Annotated in this window: 18 protein-coding genes; 7 read left to right on the forward strand and 11 right to left on the reverse strand. The window is 60.1% G+C overall.

The genetic code is table 11. From position 1 onward, the window contains the following. The first annotated feature begins 50 nt into the window (after nt 1-50). Together CZ345_RS00985 and CZ345_RS00990 are read left to right on the forward strand one after the other, a co-directional pair. Entirely contained in the window at nt 51-548 is a 498-nt protein-coding gene (locus CZ345_RS00985) for a TRAP transporter substrate-binding protein (protein WP_083717043.1), read from the forward strand. A gap of 135 nt (nt 549-683) precedes the next feature. Further along, complete coding sequence (locus tag CZ345_RS00990) at nt 684-1,031, forward strand: TIGR04076 family protein (RefSeq protein WP_077071335.1); 348 nt, start codon at nt 684-686, stop codon at nt 1,029-1,031. A gap of 24 nt (nt 1,032-1,055) precedes the next feature. Here CZ345_RS00990 and CZ345_RS17255 read toward each other — a convergent pair whose 3' ends face one another. The 4 genes from CZ345_RS17255 to CZ345_RS01005 all read right to left on the reverse strand — a co-directional run bounded on the left by CZ345_RS17255 (nt 1,056) and on the right by CZ345_RS01005 (nt 3,686). Then, the gene (locus CZ345_RS17255) at nt 1,056-1,808 is read right to left on the reverse strand and encodes an MFS transporter (RefSeq protein WP_239446569.1); all 753 of its coding nucleotides are present in this window, start codon (nt 1,806-1,808) and stop codon (nt 1,056-1,058) included. A 76-nt stretch (nt 1,809-1,884) separates the two neighbouring features. Beyond that, nucleotides 1,885-2,298 carry an MFS transporter gene (locus CZ345_RS17260; protein ID WP_239446570.1) on the reverse strand — a complete coding sequence of 138 codons (414 nt, stop codon included), beginning with the start codon at nt 2,296-2,298 and terminating at the stop codon, nt 1,885-1,887. A gap of 353 nt (nt 2,299-2,651) precedes the next feature. Further along, nucleotides 2,652-3,215, reverse strand: coding sequence for a rubrerythrin (gene rbr / locus CZ345_RS01000; RefSeq protein ID WP_077071336.1), 564 nt, complete (start codon nt 3,213-3,215; stop codon nt 2,652-2,654). Nucleotides 3,216-3,248: 33 nt separating this feature from the next. Then, nucleotides 3,249-3,686, reverse strand: a complete 438-nt coding sequence (locus CZ345_RS01005) for a Fur family transcriptional regulator (protein ID WP_077071337.1) — start codon at nt 3,684-3,686, stop codon at nt 3,249-3,251. Between the two features lie 211 nt (nt 3,687-3,897). Here CZ345_RS01005 and CZ345_RS01010 point away from each other — a divergent pair, with 211 nt between their 5' ends. Both CZ345_RS01010 and CZ345_RS01015 read left to right on the forward strand, forming a co-directional pair. Beyond that, complete coding sequence (locus CZ345_RS01010; protein WP_077071338.1) at nt 3,898-4,887, forward strand: hydrogenase small subunit; 990 nt, start codon at nt 3,898-3,900, stop codon at nt 4,885-4,887. Between the two features lie 104 nt (nt 4,888-4,991). Further along, complete coding sequence (locus CZ345_RS01015; protein WP_077071339.1) at nt 4,992-6,413, forward strand: nickel-dependent hydrogenase large subunit; 1,422 nt, start codon at nt 4,992-4,994, stop codon at nt 6,411-6,413. Between the two features lie 153 nt (nt 6,414-6,566). Here CZ345_RS01015 and CZ345_RS01020 read toward each other — a convergent pair whose 3' ends face one another. The 7 genes from CZ345_RS01020 to CZ345_RS01050 all read right to left on the reverse strand — a co-directional run bounded on the left by CZ345_RS01020 (nt 6,567) and on the right by CZ345_RS01050 (nt 13,183). Beyond that, complete coding sequence (locus tag CZ345_RS01020; RefSeq protein WP_077071340.1) at nt 6,567-7,772, reverse strand: multidrug effflux MFS transporter; 1,206 nt, start codon at nt 7,770-7,772, stop codon at nt 6,567-6,569. Nucleotides 7,773-7,973: 201 nt separating this feature from the next. Continuing rightward, the gene (locus CZ345_RS01025; protein WP_077071341.1) at nt 7,974-9,389 is read right to left on the reverse strand and encodes a DegQ family serine endoprotease; all 1,416 of its coding nucleotides are present in this window, start codon (nt 9,387-9,389) and stop codon (nt 7,974-7,976) included. Between the two features lie 113 nt (nt 9,390-9,502). After that, complete coding sequence (locus CZ345_RS01030; RefSeq protein ID WP_077071342.1) at nt 9,503-9,772, reverse strand: FmdB family zinc ribbon protein; 270 nt, start codon at nt 9,770-9,772, stop codon at nt 9,503-9,505. A 420-nt stretch (nt 9,773-10,192) separates the two neighbouring features. After that, nucleotides 10,193-11,218, reverse strand: a complete 1,026-nt coding sequence (gene tilS / locus CZ345_RS01035) for a tRNA lysidine(34) synthetase TilS (protein ID WP_077071343.1) — start codon at nt 11,216-11,218, stop codon at nt 10,193-10,195. A gap of 123 nt (nt 11,219-11,341) precedes the next feature. Then, nucleotides 11,342-11,803, reverse strand: coding sequence for a preQ(1) synthase (gene queF, locus CZ345_RS01040; protein WP_077071344.1), 462 nt, complete (start codon nt 11,801-11,803; stop codon nt 11,342-11,344). Continuing rightward, nucleotides 11,796-12,497, reverse strand: coding sequence for a 7-cyano-7-deazaguanine synthase QueC (gene queC, locus CZ345_RS01045; protein ID WP_077071345.1), 702 nt, complete (start codon nt 12,495-12,497; stop codon nt 11,796-11,798). Before queC ends, queF begins: the two co-directional genes overlap by 8 nt. After that, entirely contained in the window at nt 12,497-13,183 is a 687-nt protein-coding gene (locus CZ345_RS01050) for a queuosine precursor transporter (RefSeq protein WP_077071346.1), read from the reverse strand. Before CZ345_RS01050 ends, queC begins: the two co-directional genes overlap by 1 nt. Nucleotides 13,184-13,634: 451 nt before the next feature. Between CZ345_RS01050 and CZ345_RS01055 the strand changes: the two genes are divergently transcribed. From CZ345_RS01055 to CZ345_RS01065, 3 genes are all read left to right on the forward strand, one after another. After that, the gene (locus tag CZ345_RS01055; RefSeq protein WP_077071347.1) at nt 13,635-14,873 is read left to right on the forward strand and encodes a dicarboxylate/amino acid:cation symporter; all 1,239 of its coding nucleotides are present in this window, start codon (nt 13,635-13,637) and stop codon (nt 14,871-14,873) included. 140 nt (nt 14,874-15,013) lie between these two features. Next, the gene (locus tag CZ345_RS01060; RefSeq protein ID WP_077071348.1) at nt 15,014-15,781 is read left to right on the forward strand and encodes a TlyA family RNA methyltransferase; all 768 of its coding nucleotides are present in this window, start codon (nt 15,014-15,016) and stop codon (nt 15,779-15,781) included. Nucleotides 15,782-15,827: 46 nt separating this feature from the next. Then, nucleotides 15,828-16,886, forward strand: coding sequence for a glycosyltransferase family 9 protein (locus tag CZ345_RS01065; protein ID WP_077071349.1), 1,059 nt, complete (start codon nt 15,828-15,830; stop codon nt 16,884-16,886). Nucleotides 16,887-16,984: the final 98 nt, after the last annotated feature.

Consider the following 16,984-nt stretch of genomic DNA (forward strand, 5'->3'; position numbering starts at 1 on the left):
TCCCTATGCCGACAATAAGAACTTCTTATCCTTTTGGCAAGTAATGAGTCCTGAGCCTACGCACCACGCCCAGCAAATCGCACATCAACGCCATCACATCCCTAGGCATGGCGGCCACCCCCATGGCCGGTTCGGAAATGCTCACCGGCATGCAGCAGGGCGTGGTCAAGGGCATGGATTGCGACATTCCCAGCATCTATTCCCACAAGTTCTATGAAGTCGGCCCGTATTTCTTTGCCTCCGACCATATTCCCGTATGCTACATTCTCGTGGCAAGTACCCGTTTTCTCAAGAAGCTCTCCCCAGAAGACCGCGCCATTGTGGAAGAAGGCATCAAGCTCTGGTACGACGCGAGCTCGAAAATGTACGTCGACTACTGCAGAAAGGCCATGGACGAGATGACGCAACAGCACGGCTGCAAGCTCACCGTTCCTTCCAAAGAAGAAAAGCAGCGCTGGATAGAGAAGAGCAAGGTCGCTTACGACCTGCTTTCCGACGATATGAAGAAAAAGGCCTTTGCGCTGCATAAGGTGTCATGGGGCGAGTAAGGTGTGAAAAACAAACGCGGCCCTTTCCGCAGAGCAGGGCCGCACCTGCGTAAGGCAGGGTACGAAAGGCCCTGCCTTCTATGTATGAAACGCCGGTGGAAGCCTTCACGGCTTCTGGCCTCGAAGGATCACCTCATGAAAAAAGTATGTATTACGGTACTGAAATGCGCCTGCCACAAGGAGCTGATCGAACGATTCTGCAAGAAAGACATAGGCCCCTGCCCCCGCTTCCGGCCGGGGCAGCGGTTCATCACCACCTTCCGCGAACCCAAAGGATTCTGCGGAGAAGCTTGGAAAGCCATAGAACATTACGTCTTTGCCCTTTCCTGCGGCGCTCCCCGCATTTTTGATGACGACGGAACCTGGGTAAGTCCAGAAAAAACGGCCATCGTCAGCTGCAACGACGGGATCCGCCCCGTAAGTTTCAAGGTCGAACAGATGGACGAGGAAGCATCTCCCACGGCGGCGGAATGGTATTACTGAGCTCCCCGCGTGGAGATGGGGCGGTCAGGCCGCTCTCTCCTCCACCGGCCTCAGCGTGCCCGCCAACACGGGAAGGGCGCGTATGGCGGCAAGAAAGATGACGAGTCCCACGCAGGGGGCGGCAGCCAGCGCCAGAAAGGCCGCGCTGTAGCTTGCATGGTGTGCGAAAAGCCCGCCGTAGGTATTGCTGAACGAAGCCCCTGCCCCCTGAATGGTCAACACCAGACCGAGGCCCATGTTGATGTGCCCGCTGCCCTGAAGAAGTCGGGCCACAATGCCCGGCGTGGCCACGCCGAGAAGCCCGGCCCCCACGCCGTCCAGCACCTGGACGGGAAGAATGTTCCAGGGACTCGCCCACAATCCTGCGATGGCTCCGCGCAACGGCAGCGCCAGAAGCGCCATGAGGAAAAGCCAGCCGTACCCTTTTTTCCGTGCCACGCGGGCCCCCCAGAGGGCAACCGCTATCATGGTGGCCTGCGCCAGAATGACGGTACCCGCCGTATAGGCCGCGCCGTTCACCTCGAAACGGGCCACGGCCGACTGCCCGAGAAGAGGCAGAAGCGCCGCATTGCCGAGATGAAAGAAAAACAGCGTCAGCGCTACGGCCAGAAGCGCCCTGTCGCCGAAAAGCAGCCGTATGTCGCGCGAATGTCGCGACGTTGACGCCGCCTCGCCGGCTTCCAGTCCCCGGGCAGCATTGTAGTCGATGTGGGAAGGGCTGATGCGGGAAAGACTGAACAGCGCAAGAGCACCCATGACGCCCATGACGAAAAACACGCCGACAATGCCGAAAAAGTAGCCGACAAAGCCGCTGAGCGCCGCCGTTGCCGCATTGCCGCCATGGCTCCACGCCTCATTGACGCCGAGGCGGGCAGGAAGCCCCCTCCACCATGCCGAGGGTGATGCCGGTAAGCGCGGGCATGATGGCCGCGGCCGCAACGCTCTGAAGAATTTTGGAAGATCCCGCCACAAGCGCGCCGTCCCACCAGAACACCATGCCGCACCCTGCAACGATAAGAACGACGCTCAGCGCAATCAGCCCCCGTTTAAAACGGGTATGGTCGGCCAGCGCGCCGAGAGGCGTGTTGCAGAAAAGTTCCGCCAGACCTCCGGCCGTCATGACGAAACCTATTTCATCGGGAGCCCAGCCCCGTTGCTGAAAGTACACGCCGAGAAAAGGTCCCAGTCCGTCGCGCACGTCCGCAAGTGCAAAACAGAGCAGGGAAAGAAACATCAGCGAACGCTGTCTGGCAAGATCTTCCGTCATGTATTCCCCTTCGCATGAAAACAGCTTTTCCCGCATGAACGGCAGAAGTCCGAAAAAGGATGCGGCAGAAAAACGCCGTACTTTTCCCCGGGCGACCCGCCATGCCGGAGAGGGAAAATACCTTTCCCTTTCTCGAAGTTCAAGAGCCTTCCGCAGCGTGCAACATGGCGCTCTTCCCTTGCAGGACATACACCCGCGCTCTGTCGGGAAGCTCCTCGCGTGGGGGCGGACGAATTTCAAGCTCCGCGCTCCCATATCTGTGCGGCGGAAAGGCTCATCCTCGCGGGCACAGGAAAGCCCCCTCCCGCATGGTGCGGAAGGGGGCATGTTTTCAGAAGCCTGTCCCGGAGGGATTAGAGAGCCTGAAAGTATTCGCGGGGATGAGCACAGGCCGGGCAGGATTCGGGAGCCTCAAGGCCTTCGTGCACATAGCCGCAGTTCTGGCAGCGCCACACGCGGGGCTTGTCGGACTTGAACACGGTGCCGGCTTCGATGGCGGCGGCAAAGGCGAGGAAGCGCTGTTCGTGATGCTGCTCGGCCACGGCGATGTTGCGCATCACGGCGGCGATGGCGGGGAAGCCTTCTTCATCCGCAATTCTGGCGAAGGTGGGATACATATCGGAATGTTCCTCGTTTTCACCGGCAGCGGCGGCCTTCAGGTTGTCCAGAGTGGACCCGATCACACCGGCGGGGAAGCAGGCGGTGATTTCCACATTGCCGCCTTCGAGGAACTTGAACAGACGCTTGGCGTGTTCCTTTTCCTGGTTGGCGATTTCCTCAAAAGCCCTCTGCATTTCCACATAGCCGTCCTTCTTGGCCTGAGAGGCGAAGTAGGTGTAGCGGTTGCGGGCCTGGGATTCACCGGCGAAAGCGGTGAGGAGGTTCTTTTCGGTCTGAGTACCCTTCAAAGATTTCATGGCAAAAACTCCTGGTGGCAGAGAAAGAGGATATCAGCAGGCGCGCCTCTGGTTCGCCGCCTGCATCTCGTCCGCCATGTCGGCGGCCTTACGCTCACATTCTTCACAAATACCGTCGTATTCCACCCGCACGGTGGTGATCCGAAATCCGGGGACACGAAGCGTCCCTATGCCCGGTTCATCCGTACCGTCGGTAAACACGTCGGCCACTTTTCCGCACACATGGCAGCGCACATGGCGGTGCGGTTCCACTCTTCCGTCGAAACGCCGCATACTTCCGGCGGAATCAATCTTCAAAACTTCACCCATGTCAGCCAGAAGATCGAGGTTGCGATATACCGTCCCCAGGCTGATGTGCGGCATACGGGCCTTGACGATGGTGTAAAGCTCATCAACGGTAGGATGAGTGTCCACCTTGCGCAACTCCTCAAGAATGATCCGGCGCTGGTTCGTCATCCTTGTCTTGGGCATGTTCGCTCCTCAAAATCACTGATCTCTTGTCTGAAAAAAGAGATAACAATAATAAGAATGATTGTCAATAAGAAGAAAAAGAAAAATCATGCCGCGCCGGCCGCTCTCAGCCGTGCCCCGGCGACAAAAGAAATCGACGAAAAATCATGGCCGAATCATGAAGACTGCGCCACGTTTGAGCTGCATTTCCTTCACTTTTCCGGGAGGCCACATGAACAAGGGCAGACAGGGCGCGTTGCGCCCGCTTTCGCGGCGAGGATTTCTGCGCTCTTCCCTCAGGGCTGCGGCACTTTACGGCGTAACGCGCGCTCTCGATCCGGGTGTTGCCCGGGCGCTTGCCGAAACGCTGACCGCCGTGAGGCCCCCGGTGTTCTGGCTGCAGGGCATGGGCTGCACGGGCTGTTCCGTTTCGCTCCTGAACAGTCTTCATCCCACCATTGCCGACGTGCTTCTGCATGTCATCCGCATGGATTTTCACCCCACGCTCATGGCGGAAGAAGGGGAAGGAGCCATGCACTTCATGCTGCGTACAGCAGAGGAACATGCCGGGAGCTATCTGCTGGTGGTGGAAGGCGCGGTATCCGAAAAGGAAGGAGGACGGTACTGCGTCATCGGTGAGGCGGGGCACGAGGAGTTCCCCCTTTCCGCCACGCTGGAAAAGCTGGCCCCGCACGCGGCCGCCGTGCTCGCCGTGGGAGGCTGCGCGTCCTACGGCGGCGTGAGCGCAGCCCGCGGCTGCATAACCGGAGCTTCCGGCGTGGGCGATTTTTTCAGTAAAAAAGGAATCAGGACGCCCGTCATCAATATTCCCGGCTGCCCTCCCCACCCCGACTGGATGGTGGGAACGCTGCTTCTTTTTCTGGCTGCCGCAGAGGAAAAAGGGATTGCCGGAGGGGCGGCGGAAATGGCCGCAGGACTGGACGCCTGGGGCAGGCCTCTTGCCTTTTACGGAAACAGCACCCATGAACAATGCCCCTATCTCTATCTGTTTGATGAAGGCCGCATGGCCAAAAGTCTCGCTGACAAGGCAGGCTGCCGCTACGGCATCGGCTGCAGGGGACCGGGAGCCTGGTGCGATTCTCCCCTGCGCCGCTGGAACGGCCGTGTGAACTGGTGCGTGGAAAACGCCCTGTGCATAGGCTGCGTGCAGCCGGACTTTCCCGACGGGCAGTCGCCCTTCTATCAGAAAAACCTCTGGTAGCGCGGAAAGGCCCGGTTCCGGGGCTTTCCGCTTTTGCCGCAACGCTTCCGCTTCCGGCAGAACAGCCGTTCTGGCCGGAGCGCCGGAAAACACAAGGATGACCCATGGCCGTTTCTCTTGCCATCGATCCCATTACCCGTATTGAAGGGCACCTCAAGGCGAAACTGGACATCGACGGAGGGCTTGTGCGCGACGCATGGCTTACCGGGGGCATGTTCCGCGGCTTTGAAACCATACTCATGGGGCGCGTGCCTGCGGACGCCCCGCAGATCGTGCAGCGCATCTGCGGCGTATGCCCGGTTTCCCACGCCCTCGCTTCCTGCATGGCGCTGGAAGACGCCTTCCATATCGCCTGCCCGCGCGAAGGCGTACTTTTAAGAAATCTCATGCAGGCCGCAAACTACCTTCAATCACATCTGCTGAGCTTTTATCAGCTTTCCAGTCAGGATTTTTTTCAGGGACCGGACGAGCCGCCGTTTTTCCCCCGCCGGAAAAAAGCGGACCTTCGCCTCGGCGAAGCGGCCACGGCCATGATGCTCGAACAGTATCTGGAATCTCTCGACATCCGCGCCCTGTGTCATGAAATGGCGGCCGTTTTCGGCGGCAGAATGCCCCATGTGCACGGTATCGTGCCGGGCGGAGCCTCCTCCGCCGTCACCACGGAAAACATCGAAGCCTTCCGCTCCCGGCTGAAAACGGTGCGTGCCTTCATCGAAAAACGCTATGTCCCCCTGCTCTACCTGCTTGCGGAACGCTATGCCGACCTTGGTAAAACGGGCAAAGGATGGGCCACGGCGTTGTGCATGGGGGCTTTCCCCCAGCCCGATGCGGGAAGCCCCGCCCTGCGCGCGGGCGTATGGGCCGGCGGCAGGGAATACGCCTTCGAGCCGGACAAGGTTATGGAAAACGTACGTTACTCATGGTTTTCCGCACAGTCCGGCGGCAGTCCCTTCAACGCGCCGCCCCCCTCCGTCGAGCTGGACAAACCCGGAGCCTACAGCTTTTCCAAGGCTGCGCGCTACAACGGTATGCCCATGGAAGTAGGCCCCCATGCGCGGCTGTGGATCAACAACGGGGAACTTTCCCCCATGGGAAGGGAACTGGCCCCGAAGTATCTCGGCATACGCGCCGTGCGCTTCCGTGATCTCGGAGAAAACTTCGTCTTCTCCATCATGGGGCGTCATCTGGCCCGGGCCGAGGAAACCTGGTTCGTGGCCGAAGCCATGGAACGCTGGCTGAATGCCCTCACGCCGGGGCCCAGTCCCCTTGTTCCCCTGCCCGACATGCAGAACGGGGAAGGATACAGCCTTACCGAAGCTCCGCGCGGTTCGCTCATGCACTGCCTCAAAGTGGAAAACGGCCGTCTGAGTTTCTACCAGATACTGCCCGCCACCTTGTGGAACGCCTCTCCCCGCGACGATGCGGGGCTGCGCGGCCCCATGGAGGAAGCGCTGGTGGGGCTGCCCGTTCCCGACGACCAGAATCCGGTGAATGCCGGAAGACTGGTACGCGCCTTCGATCCGTGACTGGGCTGCGCCGTGCACGTGATGCACGGAAAAAACGAAGCGTAAGGCAACATGATACGAAGGAAGCGGGCACGGCCGATGCGTGCCCGCTTCCTTTATTTACAGGGAAGGCCGTCCGGTCATGCCCGGAACGGATTGCCCCTTATGACAGCATCAGCCTCTTCTTCCGTTTTTCAGCGCCATGCGGAAGAAAAAGAGCACGCACAAGCCGGAAACAACCGCCACCACGGCCATGGGCACGGCGCTGCTGGAACCGCCCAGTCCCACCAGCGGGGAGGAAAGCGCCCCGAAGACGAAGGACGTCACCCCCAGCAGCCCGGAAGCGCTGCCCGCTCCGCCCTGCTGCGAAGCGATGGCCAGGGAAAAACTGGTGGTTGTGGTAATGCCTATGCACGACACGAACACGAAAAGCGCTCCTGTCATGAAAGCTACGGGCAGGTGCAGCACCGCGACCACGGCAATGCACACGGCAGCGACGAGGGAAAGGCAGGCCCCCGCACAAAGCAGCGTTCTGTCGCCGTAGGCGGCGCAGAGCCGCCCCGTGATCTGGGCGAAAATCATGATGCCGAACCCGTTGCAGCCGAAGCACAGGGCATACTGCTGCGCCGAAAGGCCATAGAGATTCTGCAGCACGAAGGGCGAGGCGGAAATATACCCGAAAAAGCCCGCCATGACGAAGCCCTGTATCAGCATGTAGGCAAGGAAGACACGGTTGCCGAAAAGGCGGAACATGGCCCGGATGGACTGCAGCATACCGCCCTGTACGCGCTTTTCCCGGGGCAGAGTTTCACGACAGCCGAAAAAGACCAGGGAAAACTGCGCCGCCCCGCAGAGCGAGAGGAAAAGAAAAATGGCGGGCCAGTCAAAAAAGTTCATGATCTGCCCGCCGATGACGGGGCCGAAAATGGGGGCCACGCCGTTGATGAGCATGAGCAGGGAAAAGAACTTCGTCAATTCCGTCCCCCGGAACAGGTCGCAGGCTATGGCGCGCGAAAGCACGACGCCCCCGCTCCCCGCAAGTCCCTGAAGGAACCTCAGAGCAACGAGTTCCCCCACGCTTGAGGCGCGTGAACAGAAAAAGGAAGCTGCGATGAACACGCCGAGGGAGAAAAGCAGCGGAAGTCTGCGGCCCCGGGCATCGCTCAGAGGTCCGAGCACGATCTGCCCGAGGGAAAGCCCCAGCAGGCAGGCGGTGATGCTGAGCTGCATCTGCGAAGCGCTGCTGGAAAGTTCCGCCGCCATGTTGGGCAGTGCGGGCAGGTACAGATCCGTACAAAGGGGGCCCATGGCGGCGAGGAAACCGAGAATCGCCGCCATGAAGAGGCGGGCCCCGGTGCTTTTAAAGGGTGAAACAGACATAAACACTCCATAGGACGAAAGGAACCGATTATGGCTCGGCACAGCTCACCCCCGCCCTCCAAGACGAAGGTTCAGGAAAAATAGAGAAGAAAAGGAATTTCGTCCAGTGCCGAAAGGCACGAAAAAGCTCCCGGCCTTTCTCTGAGGAAAAAACCGGGAGCTTCGGAAGGAAGGCGGAGCATTCTCCGCCTTTATGGGTGGTTATTTCTTGTCCAGCGTCACCGTGACGAAGAAGGAATCGCCGCGACGGTTGATCTGAAGCATGACGGCTCCGCGTTCCTTGCCCTCCTTGCGGACGATGGAGGAAAGCTCATCCACGCGGGTCACGGGCTTGAGGTTGGCGGAAAGAATCACGTCGCCGGGGCGCAGGCCGCCTTCGGCAGCGGCGCTTCCGTTCTTCACGTCCACCACGAGAAGGCCCTTCACATCGCCGGAAAGCTGGAGCGCACGGGCGTCATCGGGGGTAAGGGGCTGCACGCTCACGCCGAGCTCCGTGCCTTCGCTCTGGCCGGAATCCTTGGCAACCGTGCTGTGGGAAGCGCGTTCGCCGAGCTTCACCGTCACCTTCACTTCCTTGCCGTCGCGCAGGGCGACCACGTCGACCTTGGTATCGGGCTTGAGATTCGCCACGCTGCGGGTAAGGGCGGAGGCGCTGTCGATATCACGATCGCCCACACGGATGATCACGTCGCCCGCACGCAGACCGGCCTTGTCGGCGGGTTCGTCGGGAAGGACGGAGCCGATGAGCGCGCCGCCGACCTTCTTGAGGCCCAGAGCCTTGGCCATGTTCTCATCAAGATCCTGAATGGTCACACCGAGCCAGCCGCGGCTTACCTTCTTGCCTTCGCGCAGATCGTTGATGACCTTGGAGGCAAGGTTGCTCGGAATGGCGAAGCCTATGCCCTGACCGTTGGCGGAAATGGCCGTATTGATGCCGATGACCTCACCTTCCATATTGATGAGCGGGCCGCCGCTGTTGCCGGGGTTGATGGAGGCATCGGTCTGCAGGAAGTTGTCGAAGGGACCGGAATGAATATCGCGGCCCTTGGCGCTCAGAATACCGGCCGTCACGGTGTTGCTCAGGCCGAAGGGGTTGCCGATGGCCACAACCCAGTCGCCCACTTCCATGGCGTCGGAATCGCCGAACTTCAGGACGGGAAGCTTTTCGGAGCTTTCCACCTTGAGCAGCGCAAGGTCGGTTTCCTCATCGGTACCCACGATCTTCGCGGGGAGCCCGGCGGACTTGTCGCCGTTGAGCTTCACGGTCACCTTATCGGCGCCTTCCACCACATGGTTGTTGGTGACGATGTAGCCGTCGGCGGAAATGATGAAGCCGGAACCGAGGGCGCTGCTCTTGCGCTTGGGGGCGGGCTGGCCGGGGCGCATATTGCCGAAGGGGCCGCCGAACTGCTCAAAGAAGCGTTCCATGCCGGGGAAATTGAACATGTCCATCACGGGGCTTTCCACTTCGCGCTCGGTACTGATGTTCACCACCGCGGGGCCTGCATTCTTGGCCAGGGGCACGAAATCGGGGAGTACGGGCGCCGCCGAGGCGGACGAAGCCAGAAAAACAAAACCGGTAACGGCGAGGGCCGTTTTTTTAAGGATGCCGTTCATAGGAACTCCTTGTAAAATCAAAAATGTGGGCGGATGAAGGCGTTGCCTGCCTGTCATGCTAATGCCGGCAGACAGATTGCGCCATTGTAAAAACGGGCGCGCGGCCCGCCCGGCTACTCAGCTCCGCCGCCGGTGGAACTCCCGCATGAGGAACAGTTGCCGTGACAGGGGCTGTTGCGGTTCAGCCTCTTGTCGTTCATCCATGCCGGCCTCGGCCCTATCTTGAAGGGGAAAGCCCCCGTCTTCAGCGGGCTGGGCGCGGAAACCAGGCGGGCCGTATCTTCGGAGCCGCATTTCGGGCAGCGGACCACATCGTCGTCATCAAAAGCCAGCTCCTCAAACGTGTGCCGGCAGGCCTTACATTCAAAATCATACAGCGGCATGGCAAAACTCCTCGCGAGAAAAATGGAAGGCGGCGTCTTTGCCTGCGCCCCCTCCCTGCTGCTAAGTAAGCACCCTACACCAGCTGGCAAGGTTAAGGCAAAAGCCTTTTTGGCCTATAAAAAGGGGTTCGGAAAGATTAGGTAAGAATTTTTTATGAAGAATATCGAAAAGTTATATTTTTTCTTATCAGAGTTTCCGCAGAAACGCGCCTTCCCGGGCTAATTCTTGCATAGTGTTACACAACGCCCTGTGACGGATGCACTTTTCCTGCAGAAAAAGCGTCGGCCCCCTCCGAAAGGAAAACCGGCATAACGCCGTGGGACAGGGCGGGAAACGCGCCTCGCGGAAGCGGCAGCGCGGCAGAGTACCCCCGCCGGAGTGTGAACACTTTGCAAGGAAGGAAAAAGGCTGCGCAAAACTCACCGGCCCGGAGCATGGTAAAAAAACAGCCCCTCACCGGAAAGTTCGGCCTTCACGCCTCCGGCAAAGGAAAAACGCCGGGGAAAAAGCCGTTTTTTCCATGCCTCCTCCATCCTTTCCAGCGTATCCGCCCTTGCCTGCCCGCCCAGGCGGCCGAGCGCCTCGGCCATGGCTCGCATTCTCTCCGCCATATCAAGCGTCTTCAGCACGCCGTCCGCAAGGCGGATGCCGCCTTCCGCTTCTTCCAGCACACGTTCCGCCTTCGCCTTCCAGGCCCGTCTGTCCCGCTGCGCACAGCGCCATACGCGGCGTACGCTTTCATAAAACTGCGGGTTCTCGGCAAGAAAAAGGGGAATCATGTCGTGCCGCACACGGTTGCGCTTCCAGGCACGGCTCTGGTTGGAGGCATCTTCCTTCCACGGCACGCCGAGACGAAGCAGCATACCGGCAAGATCTTTTTTCTCCAGCATGAGCAACGGCCTGAGCACGCGCCGCTTTTCTTCCTCCACCACGGCCTCCATTCCTCCGAGTCCGGGCCAGGCCGCTCCGCGCGTAAGGCGCATGAGCATGTCTTCGGCCAGATCGCCCACATGATGCGCCGTAAGCACCCATGCAGCGCCGAAGAGTACGCGGCATTCCTCCAGAAAGGCATACCGCACCCTGCGCCCGGCCTCCTCCACACCGCAGCGCCATGTGCGGGCCATCTCTCCCACGTCTTCCCGCCGGGAGAAAAAAGGAACTCCCAGTTCCCGGCAAAGGGCACGGGCCGCCTCCGCCTCTTCCCCGCTCTCCGCCCTGAGGCCGTGGTCAAGATGCGCGGCGGCGACACTGAGATGGAAGCGCCCGCGCAGCGCACAGAACATGACCAGAAGAGCCGTGGAATCCGCTCCGCCGGAAAGGGCGACAAGAAGCCGAGCGCCCTGAAGCGGCACGTTGAGTTCCCGCTCCGTAAAACGCACGACGGAAAGCACCGTGCGAGCGTCCGCGGCTTCAAGCTCGTTCAGGGAAAGGGAAGGATGCAGCATGAATTCTCCTTGTTGCCGTACCCGGCAACTCCGCCCCGAGGGGCCGTCGGCTCCTCTATTTCATCGCGCCCGGTTTCTGTCAAACGCCGGGGCGCGAAAAAGGGGCCCTGAAGCCCCTTTTGTTCAGATATCGTGATGCATCATGCGGTAATGCGCCATTTCCTCGTATTTCGTCCCCGGACGGCCGTAGTTGCAGTACGGATAGATGGAAATACCGCCGCGGGGCGTGAATATGCCCGTCACTTCAATATATCTGGGGTCCATGAGGCGGATGAGATCCTTCATGATGATGTTCACGCAGTCTTCATGAAAATCACCGTGATTGCGGAAACTGAAAAGGTAGAGCTTGAGGCTCTTGCTTTCCACCATTCTCACATCGGGAATGTATTCGATACGGATTTCCGCAAAATCCGGCTGCCCGGTAATGGGGCAGAGGCTGGTGAACTCCGGGCAGTTGAAGCGCACCCAGTAGTCGTTTTCCGGGTGCCTGTTCTCAAAGGTTTCCAAGACTTCCGGTGCATAGTCCTGCCGGTAGCGCGTGGGGGAACCGAGCTGCGTGAGATTGTCTTCACTTCTGTCATGCATGGGTGTTTTCTCCCTCCGGGGAAGGGACGCGCCCCTCGCCGGAACGTTTTCTGCGTTCAAGATACCGCTCCAGCCCGCGGCGGCGCAGCCTGCACGAGGGGCATTCGCCGCAGCCGTCGCCGGGGATGCCGTTGTAGCAGGTAAGCGTGCGGCGGCGCACCAGATCGAAAATACCGAGCCGGTCCGCCAGTTCCCAGGTCTGGGATTTGTCGAGCCACATGAGCGGCGTATGTATGACGAACTGCTCCTCCATGGCCAGATTGAGGGACACGTTCAACGAGCGGATGAACGTGTCGCGGCAGTCGGGATAGCCGGAAAAATCCGTCTGGGAAACGCCGGTGACGATGTCCCTCATGCCGTGTTCCCTTGCACAGACGGCGGCGATGCTGAGGAAGAACAGGTTTCGCCCGGGAACGAAGGTATTGGGGAATCCCCCTTCCGGCACATCCGTGTCCATGGCGGTTTCCGTATCCGTCAGCGAACTTTTTCCTATGCGGAAAATGAAGCTCACATCCTGCAGTTCCCAGGGAACCTTCGCCTCTTCGGCAATGGCCCGGGCCATGTCCAGTTCCAGCCTGTGCCTCTGACCGTAGAAAAAGCTTACGGCCCGCACCTGTTCAAAACGTTCACGCGCCCAGAACAGGCAGGTGGTGGAATCCTGACCGCCGCTGAAAACGACAAGCGCGCCGCCCATCAGGCCATCTCGCGCACTTTCAGAATGTTGTAGGAAATACCCTCGTCGTACACGTCGGTCTGTTCCGTGCGCTTGATGAAGTTCACCACGCGGATGGTCACGGGCAGAACGAGAATTTCATAAAGCGTCTTCAGCGAAGTCTGCGCCAGCATCATGGGTATCATGTCGGAAAAGGGAATGATGCCCGCAAAGGCGAAGGGGAAGAAGATGAGCGAATCCACGCCCTCGCCGATCAGCGTGGAAAGGATGGCGCGGGCCGAAAAATAACGCCCGCGGGAGACGACCTTCATCCTGCTCATGACATAGGCATTCAGGAACGAACCCGCCAGAAAGGCAAGGAAACTCGCGCCCGCAATACGCGGAGCAAGGCCGAAAAGATAATTGAAATGTTCGGCTCCGTCCCAGAACGGCGCGGGAGGAAGCAGCACGGCAAGCTGGCCGAGCGCCGCCACGAAAAAGTTCATGGCAAAGCCTGTCCAGATGATGAAGCGCGCCCGGCGGAAGCCCCATACTTCGGCGATGCAGTCGTTGATGATGTAGGAAACGGGAAAAATGATGACGGCCGCAGGCAGAGCGAAGGAACCCAGCATGAAGATCTTGGCGGCCAGAAGGTTGGAAAGAATGAGGCAGGTGCAGAACACGATGCCGAGGGTCATGAACGTCGCAGAAAAGGAATACTGTTTCATAGCTTGTTTTTAACGTGGTTCTCAAGCACACGGTGAAAAAGGTGAATGAAAAGAGCATCGGGCACGGCAACGGCCCCGTGGGGCAAAGGCGCAATCTCCTCCTTTCTCTGCGCTCGTGTCCGGCGTTTCCGAACCCGGAGCGACTATGCCCTAAAGCGCGCGTCAACGCAAATGCCTCCTTCCGCCTTACAAAAGGGGCCTCTGCGGAAAAAGCTGTTTCCCCGTAATTCTACAAAAGAGTTACATTTTTCCCCTTCGGCGCATCCGCACCTCCGCCTTGACAGATGGAATCTTTCATGGAAAAGATGTCTGGCGTCCTGTTCTTTTTCCGATTTTGTAAAAGAGAGGACTCCCTTACACGGCCGGACGCCGCAGGAGCAGCAGGCGACCGGACGCCCCTGCCATTTTTCCCGCCGCCATTCTGCGGCGACTCGCGTACTGGAGGAGTTCCATGAAAACCCGCATCAGCCTGCCTGCACAGATGGCCATAGGCATGGCCCTCGGTGTGGCAGCCGGCCTTGCCGCGCCCTCCATGGGGTTCGACACCGCCTGGTTCAAGCCCATCGGCCAGCTCTTCATCAACCTCATCCGCATGGTCGTTGTGCCTCTGGTACTGACCACCATCGTAGCGGGCGCTGCCAGCGTGGGCGATCTGAGCAAGCTCGGCCGCCTGGCTTCCAAGACTCTCATCTACTATTTCTGCACCACCGCCGTGGCCGTGTTCATCGGCCTTGTCTTCGCCAACATTCTGAACCCCGGCGAAGGGCTCAACCTTTCCACCGAAGGACTGAAGGCGCAGGCCGTGCAGGCGCCCAAGATGATGGATGTGTTCCTCAACATCGTGCCCCTGAACCCCATCGACTCCATGAGCAAGGGCAACATGCTGCAGGTCATCTTCTTCGCCATGATCTTCGGCTTCGGCCTGAGCGCCGTGGGCGAAAAGGGCAAGACCGTCCTTTCCTTCTTCGAAGGCTGCGCCGAGGTCATGATCAAGGTGACCAACATGGTCATGATCTACGCCCCCATCGGCGTATTCGGCCTCATCGCCTTCACCGTGGCCAGCCACGGCGCGGCCGTGCTGCTGCCGCTGCTCAAGGTCATCGGCGTCATGTATCTGGCCTGCCTCTGCCATGTGCTGTTCTGCTACATTCCTCTGGTGAAGGCCTGCGGTCTCAGCATTCCTCTGTTCTTCCAGATGCTCGCCGCGCCCATGATCATTTCCTTCACCACCTGCTCCAGCGCCGCCGCGCTGTCCACCAACCTCATTCAGGTGCAGAAGCTCGGCGCCTCCAAGCCTGTGGCCTCCTTCTCCATTCCTCTCGGCAATACCATCAACATGGACGGTACGGCCGTGTACATGGGCGTGGTGGCCATTTTCGTGGCCGAGCTGTACGGCATCCCCATGCCCTTCGACAAGCAGTTTGAAGTCATCCTCGTGGGTGTGCTCGCCTCCATCGGCACCGTGGGCGTGCCCGGCGCCGGTCTTCTCATGAGCTCCATCGTGTTCACCCAGGTGGGCATTCCGCTGGAAGGCATCGCCATCATCGCGGGCATCGACCGTGTGATGGACATGGCCCGCACCTCCGTGAACGTGCTCGGCGACGCCACCGGCGCCATCGTCGTCTCCCGCTGGGAAGGCGATCTCAGCCCCGAAGCCGGGGCCCGCTTCGCCGAAGAAGAAGGCGAATAATCCGCTCCGCAGCATAAAAAAAGGCCGCCGGAAAGGGCGGCCTTTTTTTATGCCCTCCTTCCGGGGGATGGGAGGAAACACTTCCTTCTTGCCATGCGCCCCCTCTTGCCGCTACAACCAGAGTCCAAAGGAGCATACACATGATAGCCAAGGCCCGCGCCGATCAGCTCGTTTTCGAACAGGGGCTTGCCGAAAGCAAGGAACAGGCCCGCCGCCTCATCATGGCGGGCAAAGTGACCCTCGCCCCCGATGAAGAACACCCCGAACGGAACCCCGAACCGGTGCAGAAGCCCGGTCATCCCTACAAAATCACCACGCGCTTTCAGCTTGTGGGCGTGGAACGCTTCGTAAGCAGAGGAGCCTACAAGCTGCTCACCGCGCTGGAAGAGTATCATATCGACGTCACCGGTTTCGTATGCCTGGATGCGGGCGCTTCCACCGGCGGCTTCACCGACTGCCTGCTTCAGTACGGCGCTTCCCGCGTGTATGCGGTGGACGTGGGCCATGCCCAGCTTCACGAACGCCTGCGCGCCGACTCCCGCGTCATTTCCCGCGAAGGCGTGAACCTGCGTACCGCTCCGCCGGAACTTATCCCCGAACCGGTGGACATGATCGTGGCCGACGTGTCCTTCATTTCCCTCACCATGGTGCTGCCCCACTGCCTGCGCTGGCTGAAGGAAGGCGGCATTGCCGTGGGGCTCATCAAGCCGCAGTTTGAAGTGGGCCCGGGCCAGACCGTGAAGGGTGTGGTGCGCGATGAAGCGCTGCGCGACGAAGCCGTGCAAAGGGTGCTGCGCTTCATGGAAGGAGAAGGACTCCAGTGCCTCGGCGTCACCCCTGCTGCCATCCGCGGCCCGAAGGGCAATCAGGAATTTCTCGCCTACTGGAAAAAAGGCCCCCGTCCCTGAGCGATCGACACACCATCCCCCGACGCAGGGGCGCAGAGGATGTTCCATGAACGACCTTTCCACCTTCCGTCCGAAACGCATTCTCGTCTGCCAGCAGCGGCAGATAGGCGACGTACTGCTGGCCTCGCCCGTGTTCGAACTTCTGAAACGGCGCTTCCCGGAAGCGGAAGTGCATCTCTTCACGGAAAAAAAATGCGAACCGCTGCTGCGGTACAATCCCTTCATCGACGCCTTTCACCTCATTGATAAGAAAGGCGGCTTCTTCCGCCAGCTCGCCTTCTACCGCAACGTGGCCGCGTGCGGCTTCGACCTTGTCGTCGACCTGCAGCAGCTTCCGCGCTGCCGTATGATGACCCTCATAAGCCGCGCCCCCGTGCGCCTTTCCTTCCCTGCTTCCGTGTTTTCCCGCCTGCGCTACAACTGCCTCGTACAGCCGCAGGAAGGCTATGCCTCGCAAACCAAGGTATCTCTGCTCGCTCCGCTCGGCATACACTGGCAGGGAGAAGGCCCTCGTATCTTCCTGCAGGAAGAGGAACGCCGCACTGCCCGGGAACTTTTGAAGGCCTGCGGATTCCGGGAAGGCCGACGCCTCATTGCCGTGGACTCCACGCACCGCCGCGCCTCCAAGCGCTGGCCTGCGCAACGCTTTGCGGCCCTCATGAGTCTGCTTGCCCGGCACGACGACTCCATGAGTTTTCTGCTGCTGCGCGGCCCGGGAGAGGACTCCGATATCGCCGCTCTGAAAAAGCTCTGCCTCGATGCGGGCCTTGCCCCCGAAACGCTGCTTGTGCCGGAACCGCTGCCCGATATACGCCTTTCCGCCGCCTGTCTGGCTGAGGCCGACCTGCTTGTGGGCAACTGCTCTTCCCCTCGCCACATGGCGGCGGCGCTGAACGTACCGAGTCTCGTCATTCCCGGAGCCTCGGGCACGGCATGGCGCTACCCCTCCCCTCTTCATGAGGAGCTGCGGCCAGACCTGCCCTGTCAACCCTGCTCCCGGACGGAGTGCGACGATCCCCAGTGCCTGCTGTGCGTAACGCCGGAAGAAGCCTTTGCCAAGGCTCTGGAACTTCTGCAGAAAACAAAACGCACCCGCAGCGACTGAAACTGGGCAGCATTGCGGAAGAATCCTCCTTCCCCCAGCCGGATACCCTTTCATCACAAAAGGCCGGAGCCTTTCCCAGGCTCCGGCCTTTTGTGATA

The sequence above is a fragment of the Mailhella massiliensis genome (assembly GCF_900155525.1).
Taxonomy (GTDB): Bacteria; Desulfobacterota; Desulfovibrionia; order Desulfovibrionales; family Desulfovibrionaceae; genus Mailhella; species Mailhella massiliensis.